The sequence below is a fragment of the Staphylococcus sp. HMSC14C01 genome (assembly GCF_001808085.1).
GTDB classification, from domain to species: Bacteria; Bacillota; Bacilli; order Staphylococcales; family Staphylococcaceae; genus Staphylococcus; species Staphylococcus hominis.
In genome coordinates this window covers 1-19,781 of record NZ_KV792022.1, presented here as the reverse complement: position 1 = coordinate 19,781, position 19,781 = coordinate 1, and the positions used below count along the sequence as shown (strand labels likewise).

Sequence of the window (19,781 nt, the reverse complement as noted above, 5' to 3'; positions counted from 1 at the left end):
TATAAAAATTCCAATATATCGTTAGATATAACATGAATAGGGTATAGAATTTCTAACTATCAGAAAGGAGAATAATATAATGCGAAAAAAATCTATAAGCATTGTATTTTGGATTGCATTAGCTATCTGTACATTATTTGTAGTGTATGGAGCGATATTACCTAAGCAATTAGAAGCAATCACGCAAAATATTACATCGTTTATTGCAGTTAATTTTTCTTGGTATTATCTTTTACTAGTTTTAATTATATTTTTTATTTGCGTATACTTATTATTTTCAAGATATGCATCCATTACGTTAGGTGTGGAAGGAGAAGAGCCAGAATTTTCATTACTTTCTTGGTTTGCTATGTTGTTCAGTGCAGGAATGGGAATAGGATTAGTGTTTTGGACTACAGCTGAGCCAGTTAGTCATGCCTATAAAGCAACGCCTATACATAAAATTGGTACACAAGCAGCAATTAATGATGCGTTCCAGTTTGCTTTCTTCCATTGGGGAATTCATGCGTGGGCAGTGTATAGCATTGTTGCATTAGTTTTTGCTTATTTTAATTTTCATAAAGGGTATCCAGGTTTAGTAAGCGCAACGCTTGTTCCAATTTTTGGAGAAAAAAGAATGAGAGGACCAATAGGAAGTGCTATAGATGTTTTAGCTGTTATTGCAACGGTTACAGGTGTAGCAGCTACCTTAGGTTTTGGTGCTTTACAAATTAATGAAGGTCTTCACTACTTGTTTAAAGTACCGAGTCATTTCGGCACACAAGTCATCATTATTATTATTGCAACTATTTTATTTAGTTGGTCTGCATGGTCCGGAATTGATAAGGGAATAAAAACTTTAAGTAATATTAATATGATTTTAGCTTTTATTGTATTAATAGGATTATTTCTAGTAGGACCTACTTTATATATTTTAAATATATTTACTAACGGATTAGGAAATTATATTTTTAATTTCTTTAGTATGAGTTTGCGTATTCCAATGGATGGTGGCGCAAAATTTCAATGGGTACAAAATTGGACTATATTTTACTGGGCATGGTGGGTGTCTTGGGCACCATTTGTAGGAATATTCATTGCACGTGTATCACGTGGTAGAACAATTAAAGAATTTATTTTAGGAGTGTTATTTGCTCCAGCTCTTGTATCTTTCTTTTTCTTTGCAGTGTTCGGAGGAGCAGCAGTGTATCTTCAGCATAGTGGAATTGCTAATATTGCTAAAGAAGCAGCAGAAACTGCAACATTTGCCACTTTAGAGCATTTTCCATTGGGATTTGTATTAAGTATTGTTACTTTAATCGTTGTTATGATTTTCTTTGTAACTTCTGCAGATTCGGCTACTTATGTACTTGGAATGTTAAGTAGTAAAGGAGATATTAATCCTAACTCTTTCGTTAAAGTAAGTTGGGGTATTATTATGGCCTTATTTGCGATGATAATGATTTACACCGGAGGAACACAAGCAATTCAGAACTTATTAATTATTGCAGCACTCCCATTTTCCGTAGTTATTATTCTTATGATATGGTCTTTATTTAAAACGTTGAGTTCAGATCATCCGCGGGTATCAAAGAAAGATGTTTTAATGAAAAAAGATAATTTAAAATACAAAAAAACGAATAATATAAAAAAACGAAAATAATTATGAAAAATAGGTTTTTATTGTGTTAAATTTGGGAATATTTAATCTAGAAGGTAAACTTTAATAAATTTAAAAAAATTAAATAAAAAATTTTAATGTTAACGTTTTAAAAATTTTTTAAAGGGTACTTAAATTTTATAATTAAATAATTTCAACAATGACTAAGGAGGTGTGTTTAGAGGTGCATAGATTTAAAAACTTTATCCTTGGCCTATTAATAGTTGCGATTGTTGGTTTCTTATTGTTTATGTACATAGATGATAGTCGTATTAAGCGTTATCAAGACTATTTCTTACAATTCAATTGGTTCCAACCACTATTAATTGGTTTATCTGCTTTACTCGTATTAATTGGTATTATATTGGTATTTAGCATCTTTAAACCAACATATAGAAAACCAGGTCTTTATAAAGATTATAATGATGGACATATTTATGTATCACGTAAAGCAGTCGAAAAGTCTGCATACGATACATTAACTAAATACGATGAAATCAGACAACCAAACGTGGTTACTAAACTTTACAATAAGAAAAACAATTCTTACATTGATATTAAAGCTGATTTCTTAGTACCTAATGATGTGCAAGTAAAATCATTAACTGAAAGCATTAGATCTGACATTAAACATAATGTTGAGCATTTTACTGAAATGCCTGTTAGAAAATTAGAAATTAATGTTAGAGATCAAAAATCTGCCGGACAACGCGTACTATAAGGGAGGGATAACATGGCTGATAATAATCAAAATAGTCAAGATTCTACTCAACAAATTATCGACTTCCTAAAGTCGTATAAATGGCGAATTATAGGTTTCTTTGCATTCTTAATTATTGCAATCTTATTCCTGACTTTAGGGTTCTGGAAAACAATTTTAATTATTGTTTTATGTTTAATCGGAATTGGCGTTGGGTATATGAAAGACCGTACGCAAGATTTCATGAACTTCTTAAATCGATGGAGTTAACATTCATTATTTAAGAATTCATATAAATTAAAAAATTAAGTATTAAAAATTAAATTTTATTTAAAAAGGAGAATTCACATGGCTGTAGATAATAACAAAGCTAAACAAGCGTATAATAACCAAACTGGAGTAAATGAAAAAGAAAGAGAAGAACGTCAAGAACAAGCACAACAATACAGAGAAGAACGTCAAAATAATCAACAACATTTTGAAAATAAATTAACGTTCTCTGATGAAGTTATCGAAAAAATTGCTGGTATCGCTGCTCGTGAAGTAAGAGGTATCTTAGATATGAAAGGCGGATTCACTGACAGTATTTCTAGTGCATTCTCAAGCGGTAACAACGTAACACAAGGCGTTTCTGTTGAAGTTGGTGAAAAACAAGCGGCTGTAGACTTAAAAGTCATCTTAGAATACGGCGAATCAGCTCCAAAAATCTTCCGTAAAGTAACTGACTTAGTTAAAGAACAAGTTAAATACATTACTGGTTTAGATGTTGTTGAAGTTAACATGCAAGTTGATGACGTAATGACTAAAAAAGAATGGGCACAAAAAAACCAAAAAAATAACAACAACAATAACAATAATAACAACAATAATAATTTCGAAAGATCAGATTTACAATAAGCTTATTGAAAAAAGACCTTGGAATGTTCCAAGGTCTTTTTATGGTTAATATCATTTTTTAACAAGAGACGGAATAACATTCAATTTGAATGTTATTCCGCTTCTTAATTTTAATGTAGTGGATTATTAACTTTAATATAAGTGTAATGATGTGCTTCATCTTCTAAACGCATAGTGGTTACACACTTATAATCAATTGTTGCAGCAAATAAAGTATGAGTAATCTTTTGCATACGTCCTGTATCAACATCAGTCAACTTAGCTAATATATCTTGAATAATATGACTGATATAATGCCACATTATTTTTTCAAAATTCGTATTTTCTACTTTTTCAGTAATTGTTAATATTAATTCAGCTAGATGATTTTGAACAGTTGAATAGAATACTTTATTAAAAACAGATGCAGTAGATTGAGTAAGAATTCTAGATTTCTTATGGAAATGTGATGTTTTATACCCCATTTGGTTTAATTGAGTTTCATCAATACGTAATCCTTCGAAATCTCGAATATAGATTTTACTTAAACTACCATCTTGATTAAATGTAGCAATAGAATTTTGTAAATGTGCCTCTAGTGCGATTCCATATTTTACATATAGTGGAATAACTAGTCCTAATAATTGAGTCGCATAATCTTGAATCCATGCATAAGCTGCTTTTTCAAATGTCTTAAATTGATGTGTATGTTGATATCGTTTTATTAAGCTTTCAATTGGCGGTTCAGTATTGTTTGGATAATAAGCAACCAGACTAGAAGGTATGACAGGTATTGTATCTTCTTCGATTAATGTATAAATATTTTCTCTAAATAATGTTCCCAGTTGTTCACTACGTTCAGTTTGGATTGTTGAATGATCTTTAGAATTATAAAAATGAATGCCAGCAATTTCATCTAATGTTTCTATGCGATAAGGTTGAAAATCAGGGTCGTTTTTTAAAATATCATTCACAATTTTAGTAACTAAAGGTCCATTATGCGTTGTTTGTTCAGAAAGCGTCCGTATTTCTCCAGTAATATGAACATTTGTAGAAAGTTTAATATGCGGGAATAGTTTAGGATATTTTGGCATTAATGTTCTGAATGATAAGCCAGCATAATAAGGTAAGGTCATATCAATAGGAATAATAAGTTGTTCATCTAGTTCTTGTTGATATTGACTAAGTAAAATATGTTCGAATTGCCAAGGATGGACAACCATTAAATGATAATCTTCAATTCTTATATCATTATATTTATTTAAAAGGTGAGTAAATAATTTATGAAAAGATTGTTGAAGCATATCATTATAGGTTGAAGATAAGGATTGAACATTTGCTATACTATTATGTATGAATACACATTTTAACTGGATTTCTTGACCGTATTCTGAACTATAATGAATATTCTCTTTAGCACTCATCCCTTTACGAAGCTTTGCGCCTGGATGAAGGGGATGACCTTCTATAACTGATTGTTCCGAACGTAAATAACTATCGTCACTTTTTGCAATCAATTCCCATAAGGACTCGTAGTTTGAATGCATATGTTTAGCTTGATAACTTAGTGCCAGAATCATATTAGCAGCACTATTATTTAAATCTTCTCTAAACTGTTCACTAGCAGCGTTATCAAGTTTTGGCGCTTCAGCTAAAATTAAATCTAGAATATCATTTGGATGTTGGATTCTTTCATATTCATGATTATGATGTTTTAAGATATAAAAAGGACCTTCCACATCTACCCGGTCGAAGGCATATCTCCCTTTTATTTGACTGTAAATATCGATATTTGATTTTGGAAAATGAATACATAATACGTCTTTATCTTTAGAAAACATAGATACGGTTAATTTGGTAGGTCTAATAATCTGACTATTATCTTTAGCGTGTATTAAGTTTTCACGATATAAAGATGTAATAAGACGTTGAGAAATTTTATCTCTACCTATTAAAATATATTGTTTAAAATGATTGATTAAATCAGGATAAAATTCATTTAAATATGTATAAACATCATATTCTTCATTAGTAAGTTGTAAGTTATGATTATTAATGGTTGTATTTTTATTCATATAACACCTCATCCACATTCTACAAAATTATAAATAGTTTGTATAATATCTAACTCTAAAATTAAACCTTTTTAAAAGATAGTTTAAATTTAAGACACAATATTTTAATAAATTCTAAGTTCATGTCATTGCTAGTAACCTTAATTAAATTTATAATTATTAAACTAGTTAAACTTAATTATGAAAACGAATGATAAGGCGGAGGATTTAAAAATGTTAAACGAGTGGAAGCATGCAGATCGAAATATGCAATATAGAGTAGTAAATGCTCTAATAAAGGAAAATATATGGACTCATTCAACTACCATTTTTAAAGAAAATCATTATATAACGATTGAGTTTGAACAAGTGCTTCTAAACGTTCATTATAAATACGAAAGTGCATTATCTCGATATGAATTTGATGGGCCGATAATATATATGAATCATCAACATAAAGAATCAGTGGATAGTCTAGAAAACCTATTAGACATACTAGTAACAGACTTTCATATTGATATCCCATTCCATTTAAAAAGTGAACTTATTCATAGCAGAGATAGTTTCATTGAAGTATATAAAGAATTTGATACACGTCATGAGTATCTTCAAAGACATGATAAATATATAAATGACTCAGAACGTTTAAATTTTTTTACTTGGCTAGAAAAGTTGAAAAAAAATAATGATATAGATGACGTACTATATTCTGAAAGCTTAATATTTGAAGGTCATCCTACACATCCACTTACTAAAACAAAATTACCTTTATCAATGGAAGAAGTGAGAACCTATTCGCCAGAATTTGAAAAGATTATTAATTTGAAAGTGATGCTAATACATAATGAGTATGTAAATGTTACAACCATTCTTGATCATTCTCAGTTCATTTTAAATGAGGTTATTCCTGAATATCTTGATGAATTACATACATTCATGAATGATAGAGAACGTTTGCTTAAAGACTATAAAGTCATTTTAGTTCACCCATGGCAATATGAACATACTATTCGTAATAAATTTAAGGAGTGGCTACAAAATCACATTTTGATATCTACTCCATTTCATGTTCCATCTAAAGCAACATCTTCTTTTAGAACAATGTCGCTAATCAATCATCCTTATCATGTGAAATTACCAGTCAATGTTCAAGCTACTAGTGCAGTTAGGACAGTATCTCCAGAAACAACAATTGATGGACCCAAATTAAGTCAAGCATTACATCGTGAATTAAATCAGTATACACAATTAGATGTTGTACTTGAGCCCTATGGTTTATTTGCTAAAACAGATAGTGACGATGCTAGACAACTTGCTTGTATTATTCGTGAAAAGCCTTTTATAAAGAACGATGGTATTTTATTAGTTACAGGTGCATTAGTAAATAAAAATGTAGTAGATAATGAAATCACAGTAGATAGTTACCTTAAATGGATGAATGATGATATCAATCAACATACCATTCATCAGTTTATGCGAAATTATACTCGTCAGCTGGTAACACCTTTATTAGCTTTAATACAAGATTATGGTATAGCTTTAGAAGCACATATGCAAAATACACTAGTGCATTTAGGACCAAAGTATCAAATACAATTTATAGTGCGAGATCTCGGTGGCTCTCGAATAGATATTAAAACCCTAAGTCAAAGATTAAAGCATATAGAAGTGGAAAATAAAAGTTTACTTGCAGACTCAATTGAAGAAGTCATTATGAAATTTCAACACGCAGTCGTTCAAAATCAACTAGCAGAATTAATTTTTCATTTTAAAAAGTATGAATTTATAAAAGAAGAAGAACTTTTTAATATAATTCAAGAAGAAATAGAAGTAGCAATTAATGATACTAAGCCTCATGCAGATACATTAAGAAAAGTTTTATTTGGACCTACAATTACAGTAAAAGCATTGTTGAAAATGAGAATGAAAAAGAAAGTGAAAAAATATCTGAATATTAGTTTAGATAATCCAATAAAAAGAGAGGTGAATTAAGTGTCTCGTATTGTAATCAATTTATCAAAGATTGAATATAATGCACATGTATTAAAAATGTTGTTTGACAGCAAAAACATAGCCATGATACCTGTGATAAAAAGTATTGCTGGAGATGAACATATCATTAAACGATTAATGAAAGTAGGATTTAACTACTTTGCAGAATCTCGACTAGAAAATATTCCTCAGCAATTTACAAAAGATTGTCAATTTTTACTTTTGAGATCTCCTTTAAAGCATCAGTATGAAGATTTGATTAAAAAGAGTTACGTAAGTATTCAAACAGAAATGGCAACAATACATCAGTTAAATCATATTGCAAATGAAATGAGTAATCAACATCAAGTTATATTGATGGTCGATTGGAAAGATCAACGTGAAGGTGTATTACCTTATGATATAGTTGAATATATTCATGAAATAAAACTAATGAATAATATAAAACTTTTAGGTCTTGCATTTAATTTCATGTGTTTTAAGTCTAAAGCTCCAACATTAAATGATATCGACGAAATAAATCAATTTGTTCATCATGTACAATACGAAACAGGAGTATCATTTGAAGTTATTTCTGGAGGTAACTCAAGTATGCTTCCATTATTAAAACAATATGATTTAGGATGTATTAATGAGTTGAGAATAGGAGAAACATTATTTCGTGGTGTGGATACAACTACTAATCAAAATATACCCGAGTTATTTCAAAATGCAATATTACTTGAAGCGGAAATTATTGAAATTAAACCTAGGTATACGAAGACAAAAGAAAGTTACTTACAAGCTATTGTAGATGTGGGATATATTGATACTGTGATTGAAAAAATAAAACCACTCAATCATCGAATAGAAATTATGGGTGCTTCAAGTGATCATTTAATGATAGATTTAAAAGAAGAAATTAACTATAAAGTAGGAGATTGCATACCATTTTCATTAGAATACGAAGCGCTATCACAACTAATGTATCATCAGAGAATGGAAAAATATTATAGTGAAGAACATACTATTTCTCAACGTATTAACAATTTGAATCAATCAAAATATATCAACAACAAATAACGCATTATATAGAATCTGAGACATCAATAGTGTCTCAGATTTCTTTATGCGTTGGCGTTGGCAGTCAACGTTTTCGTGATGGGCCAACGAATTCAAAATAAATTCTGTGCCAATCTTTATTTTTATATTTTATTGACAATGATAATCGTTATCAATAAAATGAAGATATACCTCAATACATATTAAGGAGTGTCATCATGAAAAGAACAACAATTTTTGGAATTATTTCAATATTACTGATTTTAGTATTAACAACTGCATGTGGAAAGGTAAGTAACAATGGTTCAAATTCATCTAATCAAATTTCGTCATCTAAAGATATTATTGAGATTAAACATGATTTAGGAACAACTAAAGTACCTAAAGATGCTAAGAGAGTAGTAGCTTTAGAATTTTCATTTGTTGATGCATTAGTAGCTTTGGATGTTAAGCCTGTAGGAATAGCAGACGATAATAAAAAGAATAGAATAATTAAACCGTTAAGAGATAAAATTGGAAATTATACATCTGTTGGTACGCGTAAACAACCAAATTTAGAAGAAATAAGTAAATTAAAACCTGATTTAATTATTGCTGACAGTAATCGACATAAAGGAATTTATAAGGAATTAAGTAAAATTGCTCCAACAATAGAATTAAAAAGCTTCGACGGCGACTATAATGAAAATATCGGAGCGTTTAAAGTTATAGCTAAATCTCTTAATAAAGAGAAACAGGGTAAAAAACGTTTAGACGAACATAAGAAAAAAATAGCTCAATATAAACAAGAGATTCAATTTGATAAAAATGAAAAAGTACTTCCAGCTGTAGCGTCTAAGTCTGGGTTACTAGCGCATCCAAGTGAATCTTATGTGGGACAGTTATTAGGTGAATTAGGTTTTAAAGAAGCATTAAATAAAGATGTGACGAAAGGATTAAGTAAATATTTACAAGGACCTTATTTACAACTCAATTCAGAAACATTATCTGAAATCAATCCAGAACGCATGTTTATTATGACAAATGGTGCAAGTTCTAATGAACCTTCTTATCAAGAATTGAAAAAAGATCCTATTTGGAACAAACTTGATGCAGTTAAAAATCATAAAATAGATGTGGTTGATCGTGATACATGGGCCCGCGCACGTGGTTTAATCTCTTCAGAAGAAATGGCTAAAGAAATCGTAGAAATCTCAAAAAAAGATAGAAATAAATAGGATGGATTGACAATGACTATACAAAAAAGTAATCGTCTTTCTGCTAATAAAAGATCAATCAAGAAGCGTATGACACTCACCTTTTCAGTGAGTGTTTGCCTTCTTGTTATTTTTGTTTATCTTAATTTAGCCACTGGAACTTTAAATATTCAAACTAAAGATATGTATCATTACTTTTTTACTTCAATTGAAAACAAGCAGACGTTTATCATTCAAAGTGTTAGAATGCCAAGGATGATTGTTGCCATACTTGTGGGAGGTGCCTTAGCTCTGGCTGGTTTACTCATGCAATCTATAACTAGAAATCCATTAGCATCTCCGCAAATATTTGGGGTAAATGCGGGTGCTTCATTTATTATCGTATTAGTGACAGTATTAATGCCTACGATGGGAAACTATGCAACCTATTTAGCGTTTATTGGGGCATTTATTGGTGGGTTAACTGTGTATTTATTATCTGGTTCTACGAAAAAAATAACACCAGTGAAATTAGCTTTAGCAGGAATGGCAGTACATTTGTTTTTTAGTAGTCTTACACAAGGTATTATTTTACTTAATGAAGATTCTAATTCTACTGTTATGTTTTGGTTAGTTGGCTCTTTAAATGGAATGAAATGGAAAGATGTAATGATAATTTGTCCTTGGATTCTTATGGGACTTATCATACTAATTGCATTTGCAAGACAACTTACAATAATGGAATTAGGTGATACACTAGCCAAAAGTTTAGGTCAAAAAACTGAAGTGATAAGAATCATTATCGGATTACTTGTTATTATATTTGCTGGGACATCTGTCTCTATTGTAGGACCTATTGGATTTATAGGATTAATCGTGCCACATATAGTAAAACGTTATGCACCGCATAATTACTTCATTTTAATTCCGTTAACATTTATAGTTGGCGCAAATTTATTGTTATTATCTGATACATTGAGTCGTTTAATTACATATCCCTATGAATCACCAGTTGGAATTGTTACTTCATTTATAGGAGCATTTTATTTCTTATTTATTACTTTAAGGAGAGTGAAACGAATATGACACACCACTCATTAGCTATTCGTTATGCACTTGTCGTTACGATATTAATCATAAGTATATTTATTAGCTTATGCGTCGGCGCAACAATGTATAATCCCGTTAAAGTAATAAATAGTTTATTGATACAAGATGATTTTATTCTAAATGAATATCGTATACCTAGAACACTTTTAGGATTAATAGTAGGAAGTAGTTTAGCTATTTCAGGAACAATCATACAAGGGGTAGTAAAAAATCCTCTCGCTTCTCCAGATGTTATTGGAATGACTAAAGGTGCAAGTTTAGCAGCGATTATAATTATTATGGTTTTTCCCAATGCTCCTTTAATCATTTTACCTATGGGTTCATTTGTTGGTGCATTAATAATCAGTTTAATTTTATCTTTTTTAATATCTCAATTTAATATTAAAGGATCTACCTTGGCATTAATTGGCTTAGCAATTGGTGCTATATGTACAGCAATTGTACAATTTTTACTAATACGAAATCCCATGGATGCAAATAATGCGCTTATATGGTTAACAGGTAGTCTTTATGGTCATACGATAGAAAATGTATATTCAATTTTACCTTGGTTTATTATTACGATTCCAATCGTCATTGCTTTAAGTCATCAACTCGATATCTTAAACCTAGGAGATTCAATAGCGATAGCATTAGGTACACGAATAAAACGTATTAAAATGATACTGTTGATTTTATCAGTGATGTTAGCAGGATCATCTATTTCAATAGTTGGAGGAATCAGTTTTCTTGGATTGATTGCGCCACACATAGCTCGAAAAATCGTCGGATATCGTCATGTTCACGTCGTAATGATGTCTGGTTTAATTGGAGCAATCCTCATTTTATTTAGTGATGGATTAGCAAGAGGTATTCATCCGCCACTTGATATACCAGTAGGCGTAGTTATTGCCATTGTTGGTGTTCCATACTTTTTATTGTTACTTAGAAGAATTTAAATGTTAAAAGAGTGAGATCGTATTCACAGTGAATGCTATCTCACATTTTTTGTGGAATTTTAAACTTTTGTATATTGCAAGTTATTTGAAAATAAGATATAGTAAAGTACATATTGTTTATAAAAATACATATAAAGTTATATTTATATAATTAATAGACGTTAATTTCGATGAAAATACAAAATAAATGAATAAATACAATTACCTATACAAATAGAGAGAAGGGTGAATATTGGAGAATTATAACAAACAGGAAAAAATAAAAGGAAGAATAAAATTTATATCGATGTCAATCATTGGTATTATTTTATTTTTAATACCTATTCCAAATGTACAAGATGGGGAGAAACAAACAACATTACCAGTGGCATTTTTGGCAAATTGGTTAAAAGATTTATTAGGACCTGCAATGTCAATTCTCATTATTACAATCATTACGTTATCGACTATTTTGACTATTTTATTTTCAACAATTTTAAAGGATAAAGTAAAACCAGGTGGTCTTATCGCGAATGCATTTCAAGTAGGCCCAGTGTGGATGATATTAAGAGTACTTGCAGTTGTATTTGCTTGGATGACTTATTTTAAAATTGGAAGTAAAGTGATCTATTCAGAAGATACGGGCGGATTAGTATTTAATGACTTATTACCTACATTAGTAGCAGTATTCCTTTTTGCTGCCTTATTTTTACCTTTATTAATGGAATACGGTTTATTAGAATTTTTAGGACCATTGTTTAGACCAATCATGAGACCATTATTTACTTTACCAGGACGATCAGCAGTTGATAATTTAGCCTCATTTATAGGAGATGGAACAGTAGGCGTGCTTATTACAAGTCGTCAATATGAAAAAGGTATTTATTCAAAAAGAGAATCAATAGTAATTTCTACAACTTTTAGTGTTGTATCGATCACATTTGCTATTGTTATTGCTCAAACTATTGGATTACAACAAAAGTTTTTTGTATTTTATTTAACAGTAATTGTTTCTTGCTTAGTTGCAGCGATGATCATGCCAAGAATATGGCCACTAAATCAAATTCCGGATGATTTTACGAAAGAAGTATCTGAAAGTACACGACTTGAAAAACTTCCAGAAGGAAAAACTGCATTAGCTCACGGTTTTGATGAAGCTACAATTGTAGGGCTAAAAGCACCAGGAGTTAAAGAATTTTTTAAAACGGGAATTAAAACGGTGATTGATATGTGGTTTGTTATTTTACCAGTAGTTATGAGTATAGGGACTATTGCTACGATAATAGCAAATTATACACCAGTATTTGAAATCATAGGAAAGCCATTTATTCCTATATTACAATTACTTCAAATTCCTGAAGCTGCAAAAGCATCCGAAACTTTACTTATTGGTTTTGCAGATATGTTTTTACCTTCTATCTTAATAGCGACGGTGCACAGTGAATTGACACGATTTGTGATTGGTGCTTTAAGTATATCTCAATTAATTTATCTATCTGAAGTGGGCGGTGTGATTTTAGGTTCTAAAATTCCAGTCAGTCTCGGAAAGTTATTTATGATATTTTTAATTAGAACTGCAATCACATTACCAATTATTGCTTTAATGGCACATTTATTACTATAAAAAAGAAGCAGGGTAAGGATTGATGAATGCAATTCCAATTCCTTCCTGCTTCTTTTTCTATTCTAAAGTTGATAGTACGTTTGCTTTTACAATTTCACTTGTTACTACTGGTGAATCTTCTGTTGAAGATTTTCCAGTATTTTTATGTGCTTCTTTAAACGCATCACTTTGGGTCCAAGCTTTGAAGTTTTCTTCATTGTCCCACCATGTATTAACATACATATCTTCAGTATCATTAGTATTGTCAATTTGCCAAACTTCAATTTTTCTGAAACCGTCTAGTTGTTCAATCTTACCACCTTTAGTGAAACGTGGTGCCATTTTTTCAGCAAATCCTTTTTTTACAGTAATACGATTTGTAACAACAAACATAGTCAGACCTCCTTGCTTATTTATTTTAATAATATACAAATTCAAAGATATATCAAATAAAACACATGTAATAAATAAGAAAAATAAACGTTTAAAGAAAGGTATCTATATACCGAAAATATGTTCGTATTTTAAGACTATTTATGTTAATATATTTTTAATAAAGGAGAAGATAAATGACAGGAAAAACGCATGTAGCTGCTGGTTTGCTTGTAGGAGCAATAACAGTTGACCATTATCATACAGATCTATTTTCTACTGTAACAGTAATTTGTTTAGCAATAGCAGGAAGTTTACTTCCAGATATTTGTCATACACGAAGTAAGATTGGAAGACAATTTAAAATTCTTAGTTTGCTCGTTAGTACTATCTTTGGGCATCGAACATTTACGCATTCATTGTTATTCTTAGGTATGATAGGTTTTTTACTTATTTTAATTCAAACTCCGACTTATTATTTAGTTACTATTATCGGTGCAATGGCTTCTCATGTTATACTAGATATGTTGACACCTAGAGGGGTAAAGTTACTTTATCCAATACCTTTAGCGATTAAGTTTCCTTTTACTTTCAAAACTGGTGGTTTTTTAGATGCATCCTTATCAACAGCTTTTAGTATTGGAGCAATATACATAATATTTCAAGAGTTTATAAATGAAATTTTGAAATATGTGAGCCATTCATTGTCCGGATGATATCAATGAATATGATGGATCATCTTTCTTGTCTTAATATCAAATTTATAATTAATATGATAAATATATTTGAATGACGCGAACTATCTATAAGGAGAGTTATAAATGCTAGATCAAAGTAAATTAGAAAAATACAATCAAGAACATTTAATTGAATATGAGAAAATGATGAGTAGTAATGAAAAAGAGCAATTAGATGAAAAAGTGAACTCATTAGATTTAGAATTTATTCAAGAACTTTATCAAAGTTTATATGTTAATCGTAAAACAATTACAGATGTTACTGCAGTTTCTGAAGTTGATTATAAAATTAAGGAAGCATTCACTGAACAAGATCGTGAATATTATGAACATAAAGGAATAGAAGCAATAAGAAATGGAGAATTTGCTGTTGTTCTTATGGCTGGTGGTCAAGGCACACGTTTAGGTTATAAGGGACCTAAAGGTTCTTTTGAAATTGAAGGTGTAAGCTTATTTGAACTTCAAGCAAGACAACTATTGCATCTAAAAAATGAAACAGGACATTGTATTAATTGGTATATTATGACTAGTGATATTAATCATGAGGAAACATTACGTTACTTTGAAAACCATGATTATTTTGGTTATAACCCAGAACGTATTCACTTTTTTAAACAAGACAACATTGTGGCTCTAAGTGAAAATGGTAGACTGATTTTTAATGAAAAAGGCTATATTATGGAAACACCTAATGGTAATGGTGGGATATTTAAATCGCTAGAGCATAAAGGTTATTTAGATAAAATGGAGAAAGATGGCGTAAAGTTCATTTTCTTAAATAATATTGACAATGTGTTAGTAAAAGTTCTTGATCCAGTATTTGTAGGATTTACAGTAGTAAATGATAAAGATATCACATCTAAATCTATTCAACCTAAAAAGGGTGAAAGTGTTGGACGATTAGTTAGTAAAGATAATAAAGATACTGTACTTGAATATTCAGAACTTGATGAAAATGTAGCGAATACATTTGATAATGCAAATATTGGCATTCACGCATTTAAGTTATCATTTATAAATCAAGCGGTAAATAATGATTTACCATATCATTTAGCCATTAAAAAATTGAAACAACTGGATGATGACTTTGGTTTGATTGAAAAAACATCTTTAAAATTTGAACTATTTTATTTTGATATTTTCCGATATGCGAATAGTTTTATTACATTACAAGTTCCAAGAAAAGAAGAATTTTCACCCTTGAAAAATAAAGAGGGAAAAGACAGTGTAGAAACTGCAACTGATGATTTAAAACGAATGAATGTAATTTAAAGGATGGTGGAATACGATGTCTAAATCATCTCAGCATACAAAAGATAATGTAATTGAATCATTTAAAGACATCATTCCACTATCTTTTGGCGAGGAAATTGGTAATGCAACCTCACATGGTGTTGCTGCACTAATGACTTTATTTTTACTGCCTTATGCAGCAGTACATAGTTATAATGAGTATGGAACACTAAGTTCTATTAGTGTCTCTATCTTTGTTATTAGTATTTTCATGATGTTTATTTCCTCTACTGTATATCATTCAATGAAAAATAATACATCGCATAAGTATATATTAAGAATTATTGACCACAGTATGATATATGTAGCAATTTCTGGAACGTATACACCAGTCTTACTAACAGTTGTTGGAGGTTGGTTAGGATGGCTGGTCTTTTTGTTATTATGGGGAACAACAATATGGGGTATTCTATATAAGTCAATTTCAACTCATGTAAATTCCAAATTAAGCTTAATTGTTTACTTAGTTATGGGATGGGTTGGTATTATATTTTTACCTGTGATTATTATTAGAACATCTTGGTTATTTATTTTATTTATCGTATTAGGTGGTCTTTCTTATACTATTGGAGCATGGTTTTATGCACAAAAAAACCGTCCATATTTTCATATGATATGGCATATTTTTATCGTTATTGCATCACTCTTTCATTTTATAGGAATCGTATATTTTATGTAGACCTAGTTGAAAGGTTATATCATTGAGAATAACTTAGTTTATTAAGTGCTTATTTAGAAACAGGACTATGAATTCAAAAAGAATTCTATCCTGTTTTTTCTTTTTTTAATAATACATTAAAATTGTTTATGAATATAATTAAGGATATTCTATATTATGAACTTTTTAAATATATAGGAGGGCAAAGATGAAATTAAAATCAATAGGTATTGTAGTGACTTTGGTTTTAACAATGTTTATGGCAGCAATTGAAAGTTCAATTATTTCACTAGCATTGCCTACCATTCGTAAAGATTTGAATGCTGGTACAGCAGTGCCATTAGTCTTTACCGTTTATTTTATAGCACTTGTAGTAGCAAATCCTATTGTGGGTGAACTTCTCACAAGATTTAAGATTCTATATATAGCTGTAGTCGGCATACTATTATTTGGTATTGGAAGTTTTATGTCAGGCATGAGTGAGACGTTTATAATGTTAATTATTTCAAGAGCCCTCCAGGGACTTGGCGCAGGAGTTATGATGTCTTTGACTCAAATTGTACCAAAACTAGCATTTGAAATTCCGCTTCGTTACAAAATAATGGGCATCGTTGGAAGTGTCTGGGGAATTTCAAGTATTCTTGGACCATTATTAGGTGGTGGAATATTAGAAGTTGCAACATGGCATTGGTTATTTTATATCAACATACCAATTGCATTGATAGCTATTGTTTTAGCTTTTCTTACTTTTCATTTTCCAGAAGAAGCGGAAGTACAACATATACACTTTGATGTAAAAGGATTATCTTTGTTTTATATTTTTATTGGACTTCTTATGTTTAGTTTATTAAATAAAACAGGTGTTACTTTTAATATTATTGCATTAATACTAGCAATAGTTATATTATTCGTTTTATTCAAATATGAAAATAAAACAGATATGCCTTTTTTACCAATAAGTGAATTTAATAAATCAATTTCACTGGTATTTATAACTGATTTACTTATAGCAATATGTCTAATGGGGTATAACTTATATATACCTGTTTATTTACAAGATCATTTAAAATTATCTCCAATACAAAGTGGATTAGTGATATTTCCACTTTCTGTTGCATGGTTAGCTTTAAACTTCAACTTAGCTAAAGTAGAATCAAAATTTTCAAGAAAAAAACTATATATAGGAGCTTTCATATCATTAATTTTAAGTAATATGATTTTAGTATTTGGACTTCATATTCCTCTTATTATTGCGGGAGCTGTGATTCTTGCAGGATTGAGTTTTGGCTTTGTTTATACTAAAGACAGTGTTATTGTTCAAGAAGAAACAAGTCCTAAATATATGAAAAAAATGATGTCATTCTATGCATTAACTAAAAATTTAGGATCATCTATAGGATCTACATTGATGGGGTCATTATATGCACTTCAATTTGGTTTATTAGGAGGTAACTTCTATAATATATTAACTGTAATCACAATTGTTGCGCTTATATTAATTTTAATGTGGGTATTTTTATTTGAAGAGAATAAAGAAGGTATAAAATAATAATTTTAAGTTACTATATATAAATGATAAAGTGGCATTATAAAGTATGGATGAAAAGAGGAGGAAAGAGAGAAATGAAATTTTCTAATCAAAAATTTAATGGTATCTTTCCGACTCTTCTTATTCTTCTTATTTTTATTCTATCAGGTTGTATATTTTTAATATTTTTAGGATTTGGGTTATTTGGATTAAGTCGAATTCTTATTTTTTTAAAATTAGGATTCTTTACATATAATAAGGATTTATTCAGCAATTTAGTATATTACGGTAGCTATATAGTATTTGGATACTTTTTGCTATTCGCTATTGAGCATTTAATGGATTACTTTAGAAAGCAATTACCTAATAATCCATATTTTAATGGAACACTATTTCATTTAATTTCATATGTGATTACGACTATTCTATTCTATTTTGTTATTCATATTCATTACGTATATATTAAAATTGAATTTTGGGTTATTGCATTAATTATTGGAATACTATATTTATGTAAAATGATTTTTTATCCAGATAGCGAAGACTTGAATGATAAGAAGTAAACATAAGCTATAAATTCTTGATAAATTCAGCACAGTTTATAAGTAAATTTGTTAAAATGTAAATATAAAGAAACTTAAGGGGGATAATGAGTTGTTAACGGTAGAACAAGTAAAAAAAATAGTGGGAGACTTAAAAGACCCAATTATTAATGTGCCTTTAAAAGAAACAAAGGGAATTGTAGAAGTAAAAATAAAAGAAGAAATTCAACATGTAAGTGTTAAAGTTGCTATGGCTCAATTAGGAGGACAACCACAGCTTGATTTGCAAATGTCAGTGGTTAAAGCTTTAAAAGAAAATGGTGCAAATACAGTGGGCATTCGTTTTGAGGAACTACCTGCTGAAGTTGTGGAAAAATATACAGGAAAAGAAAAAGAGAAACCTAAGACAATTGAGGGATTATTATCACAGAATAATCCAGTGGAGTTTATTGCAATTGCTTCTGGTAAAGGTGGAGTAGGGAAATCAACTATAGCCGTAAACTTAGCAGTAGCATTAGCGAGAGAGGGTAAAAGAGTAGGTCTCATAGATGCTGACATTTATGGTTTTAGTGTTCCAGATATGATGGGGATAGATGAAAAGCCTGGTGTTCAAGGAAAAGAGATTATTCCTGTAGAACGTCATGGTGTTAAAGTGATTTCAATGGCATTTTTCGTTGAAGAAAATGCACCAGTTATTTGGCGTGGTCCTATGTTAGGAAAAATGTTGACGAATTTCTTTGTTGAAGTTAAATGGGGAGAATTAGATTACTTATTACTTGATTTACCTCCTGGAACAGGTGATGTAGCCCTTGACGTTCATTCAATGTTACCAAGTAGTAAAGAAATAATAGTAACCACACCACATCCAACAGCAGCATTTGTAGCAGCAAGAGCTGGAGCTATGGCTAAGCATACAGAGCATTCTATTTTAGGTGTTATTGAAAATATGAGTTATTTTGAAAGTAAAGAAACTGGAAAAAAAGAGTATGTATTTGGTAAAGGTGGCGGACGTAAACTTGCGGACGAGCTAAATACCCAATTGCTAGGAGAACTACCTCTTGAACAACCTTCTTGGAATCCTAATGACTTTTCACCATCTATTTATCAAGAGGAAGATCGATTAGGAAAAATCTATAAAACAATTGCACAAAAAGTGATTGCTACAACAATAAAATAATAAATAAACATTAGTGTAAAAGTGCTCGAAAAAAATATCATTTCGAGCACTTTTGCTATTGCAAAATATAAAAATTCTGATAGAATTTTTTTTTGTGAGCAAGTTAAAAGAATTGCTTAAAACAAAAATAAATTTTTCGAAATAATTTGTTGACACTAAATGAATTATTTGATAAGATATAAAAGTCGTTTTCAAGAAGTGTTAATACATTTTAAAAAATGTAAATTCAGTGTAAAATTTACCATTGCATAAATTTGAAAAACGATATAAAATATTAAAAGTAATCGAAATTAGTTGTTGACTTTCGAAATTGAAATTGATATAATTTAATAGATTACATTTTAAATGAACATTGAAAACTGAATGA

At 29.9% G+C, this 19,781-nt stretch carries 18 protein-coding genes; 16 read left to right on the top strand and 2 right to left on the bottom strand.

What is annotated here, in order from left to right; translation table 11 throughout:
• Positions 1-79: 79 nt before the first annotated feature.
• The 4 genes from HMPREF3131_RS03330 (at position 80) to HMPREF3131_RS03315 (ending at position 3,236) form a co-directional block, all read left to right on the top strand.
• Positions 80-1,642 (top strand): BCCT family transporter, encoded by a 1,563-nt coding sequence (locus tag HMPREF3131_RS03330; protein ID WP_061544505.1) that lies wholly within the window; start codon positions 80-82, stop codon positions 1,640-1,642.
• 181 nt (positions 1,643-1,823) lie between these two features.
• A complete protein-coding gene (gene amaP / locus HMPREF3131_RS03325; protein WP_002448415.1) occupies positions 1,824-2,360 on the top strand; it encodes an alkaline shock response membrane anchor protein AmaP in 537 nt (178 codons plus the stop codon).
• Between the two features lie 12 nt (positions 2,361-2,372).
• Positions 2,373-2,609: a DUF2273 domain-containing protein gene (locus tag HMPREF3131_RS03320; protein WP_002448488.1), complete on the top strand. Its 237-nt coding sequence runs from the start codon at positions 2,373-2,375 to the stop codon at positions 2,607-2,609.
• Positions 2,610-2,687: 78 nt separating this feature from the next.
• A complete protein-coding gene (locus HMPREF3131_RS03315) occupies positions 2,688-3,236 on the top strand; it encodes an Asp23/Gls24 family envelope stress response protein (RefSeq protein WP_002448598.1) in 549 nt (182 codons plus the stop codon).
• Positions 3,237-3,346: 110 nt separating this feature from the next.
• Here HMPREF3131_RS03315 and HMPREF3131_RS03310 read toward each other — a convergent pair whose 3' ends face one another.
• Positions 3,347-5,290 (bottom strand): IucA/IucC family protein, encoded by a 1,944-nt coding sequence (locus HMPREF3131_RS03310; RefSeq protein WP_049416144.1) that lies wholly within the window; start codon positions 5,288-5,290, stop codon positions 3,347-3,349.
• 213 nt (positions 5,291-5,503) lie between these two features.
• Here HMPREF3131_RS03310 and HMPREF3131_RS03305 point away from each other — a divergent pair, with 213 nt between their 5' ends.
• The 6 genes from HMPREF3131_RS03305 (at position 5,504) to HMPREF3131_RS03280 (ending at position 13,128) form a co-directional block, all read left to right on the top strand.
• Positions 5,504-7,261: an IucA/IucC family protein gene (locus HMPREF3131_RS03305; RefSeq protein ID WP_049416146.1), complete on the top strand. Its 1,758-nt coding sequence runs from the start codon at positions 5,504-5,506 to the stop codon at positions 7,259-7,261.
• Positions 7,262-8,323: an alanine racemase gene (locus HMPREF3131_RS03300; RefSeq protein ID WP_017175374.1), complete on the top strand. Its 1,062-nt coding sequence runs from the start codon at positions 7,262-7,264 to the stop codon at positions 8,321-8,323.
• A gap of 197 nt (positions 8,324-8,520) precedes the next feature.
• A complete protein-coding gene (locus HMPREF3131_RS03295; protein WP_017175373.1) occupies positions 8,521-9,519 on the top strand; it encodes an ABC transporter substrate-binding protein in 999 nt (332 codons plus the stop codon).
• Between the two features lie 12 nt (positions 9,520-9,531).
• The gene (locus tag HMPREF3131_RS03290) at positions 9,532-10,563 is read left to right on the top strand and encodes a FecCD family ABC transporter permease (RefSeq protein ID WP_017175372.1); all 1,032 of its coding nucleotides are present in this window, start codon (positions 9,532-9,534) and stop codon (positions 10,561-10,563) included.
• Complete coding sequence (locus HMPREF3131_RS03285; protein ID WP_017175371.1) at positions 10,560-11,525, top strand: FecCD family ABC transporter permease; 966 nt, start codon at positions 10,560-10,562, stop codon at positions 11,523-11,525. The genes HMPREF3131_RS03290 and HMPREF3131_RS03285 overlap by 4 nt, the downstream gene beginning before the upstream one ends.
• A gap of 286 nt (positions 11,526-11,811) precedes the next feature.
• Positions 11,812-13,128 carry a YjiH family protein gene (locus HMPREF3131_RS03280; protein ID WP_080983430.1) on the top strand — a complete coding sequence of 439 codons (1,317 nt, stop codon included), beginning with the start codon at positions 11,812-11,814 and terminating at the stop codon, positions 13,126-13,128.
• A gap of 57 nt (positions 13,129-13,185) precedes the next feature.
• Here the strand turns inward: HMPREF3131_RS03280 and HMPREF3131_RS03275 are convergent, their stop codons facing one another.
• Complete coding sequence (locus HMPREF3131_RS03275; RefSeq protein WP_048680627.1) at positions 13,186-13,500, bottom strand: heme oxygenase; 315 nt, start codon at positions 13,498-13,500, stop codon at positions 13,186-13,188.
• Between the two features lie 176 nt (positions 13,501-13,676).
• Between HMPREF3131_RS03275 and HMPREF3131_RS03270 the strand changes: the two genes are divergently transcribed.
• From HMPREF3131_RS03270 to HMPREF3131_RS03245, 6 genes are all read left to right on the top strand, one after another.
• Positions 13,677-14,195 (top strand): metal-dependent hydrolase, encoded by a 519-nt coding sequence (locus HMPREF3131_RS03270; protein ID WP_017175369.1) that lies wholly within the window; start codon positions 13,677-13,679, stop codon positions 14,193-14,195.
• A 105-nt stretch (positions 14,196-14,300) separates the two neighbouring features.
• Positions 14,301-15,488, top strand: coding sequence for a UTP--glucose-1-phosphate uridylyltransferase (locus HMPREF3131_RS03265; protein WP_019835205.1), 1,188 nt, complete (start codon positions 14,301-14,303; stop codon positions 15,486-15,488).
• Positions 15,489-15,504: 16 nt separating this feature from the next.
• On the top strand, positions 15,505-16,188 hold the full coding sequence (locus tag HMPREF3131_RS03260) for a PAQR family membrane homeostasis protein TrhA (RefSeq protein ID WP_019835206.1): 684 nt from the start codon (positions 15,505-15,507) through the stop codon (positions 16,186-16,188).
• Between the two features lie 187 nt (positions 16,189-16,375).
• Positions 16,376-17,716, top strand: coding sequence for a multidrug efflux MFS transporter SdrM (sdrM, locus tag HMPREF3131_RS03255; protein ID WP_048683345.1), 1,341 nt, complete (start codon positions 16,376-16,378; stop codon positions 17,714-17,716).
• A gap of 74 nt (positions 17,717-17,790) precedes the next feature.
• Positions 17,791-18,258, top strand: coding sequence for a SepA family multidrug efflux transporter (locus tag HMPREF3131_RS03250; protein ID WP_017175365.1), 468 nt, complete (start codon positions 17,791-17,793; stop codon positions 18,256-18,258).
• Positions 18,259-18,349: 91 nt separating this feature from the next.
• Entirely contained in the window at positions 18,350-19,414 is a 1,065-nt protein-coding gene (locus HMPREF3131_RS03245; RefSeq protein WP_017175364.1) for an Mrp/NBP35 family ATP-binding protein, read from the top strand.
• Positions 19,415-19,781: the final 367 nt, after the last annotated feature.

Excerpts from the sequence above, each read along its gene's own strand:
- HMPREF3131_RS03330 (WP_061544505.1), top strand. The coding sequence starts at position 80 with ATGCGAAAAAAATCTATAAGCATTGTATTTTGGATTGCATTAGCTATC.
- HMPREF3131_RS03320 (WP_002448488.1), top strand. The coding sequence starts at position 2,373 with ATGGCTGATAATAATCAAAATAGTCAAGATTCTACTCAACAAATTATC.
- HMPREF3131_RS03315 (WP_002448598.1), top strand. The coding sequence starts at position 2,688 with ATGGCTGTAGATAATAACAAAGCTAAACAAGCGTATAATAACCAAACT.
- HMPREF3131_RS03310 (WP_049416144.1), bottom strand. The coding sequence starts at position 5,290 with ATGAATAAAAATACAACCATTAATAATCATAACTTACAACTTACTAAT.
- HMPREF3131_RS03305 (WP_049416146.1), top strand. The coding sequence starts at position 5,504 with ATGTTAAACGAGTGGAAGCATGCAGATCGAAATATGCAATATAGAGTA.
- HMPREF3131_RS03295 (WP_017175373.1), top strand. The coding sequence starts at position 8,521 with ATGAAAAGAACAACAATTTTTGGAATTATTTCAATATTACTGATTTTA.
- HMPREF3131_RS03290 (WP_017175372.1), top strand. The coding sequence starts at position 9,532 with ATGACTATACAAAAAAGTAATCGTCTTTCTGCTAATAAAAGATCAATC.
- HMPREF3131_RS03285 (WP_017175371.1), top strand. The coding sequence starts at position 10,560 with ATGACACACCACTCATTAGCTATTCGTTATGCACTTGTCGTTACGATA.
- HMPREF3131_RS03280 (WP_080983430.1), top strand. The coding sequence starts at position 11,812 with ATGTCAATCATTGGTATTATTTTATTTTTAATACCTATTCCAAATGTA.
- HMPREF3131_RS03275 (WP_048680627.1), bottom strand. The coding sequence starts at position 13,500 with ATGTTTGTTGTTACAAATCGTATTACTGTAAAAAAAGGATTTGCTGAA.
- HMPREF3131_RS03270 (WP_017175369.1), top strand. The coding sequence starts at position 13,677 with ATGACAGGAAAAACGCATGTAGCTGCTGGTTTGCTTGTAGGAGCAATA.
- HMPREF3131_RS03265 (WP_019835205.1), top strand. The coding sequence starts at position 14,301 with ATGCTAGATCAAAGTAAATTAGAAAAATACAATCAAGAACATTTAATT.
- HMPREF3131_RS03260 (WP_019835206.1), top strand. The coding sequence starts at position 15,505 with ATGTCTAAATCATCTCAGCATACAAAAGATAATGTAATTGAATCATTT.
- sdrM (WP_048683345.1), top strand. The coding sequence starts at position 16,376 with ATGAAATTAAAATCAATAGGTATTGTAGTGACTTTGGTTTTAACAATG.
- HMPREF3131_RS03250 (WP_017175365.1), top strand. The coding sequence starts at position 17,791 with ATGAAATTTTCTAATCAAAAATTTAATGGTATCTTTCCGACTCTTCTT.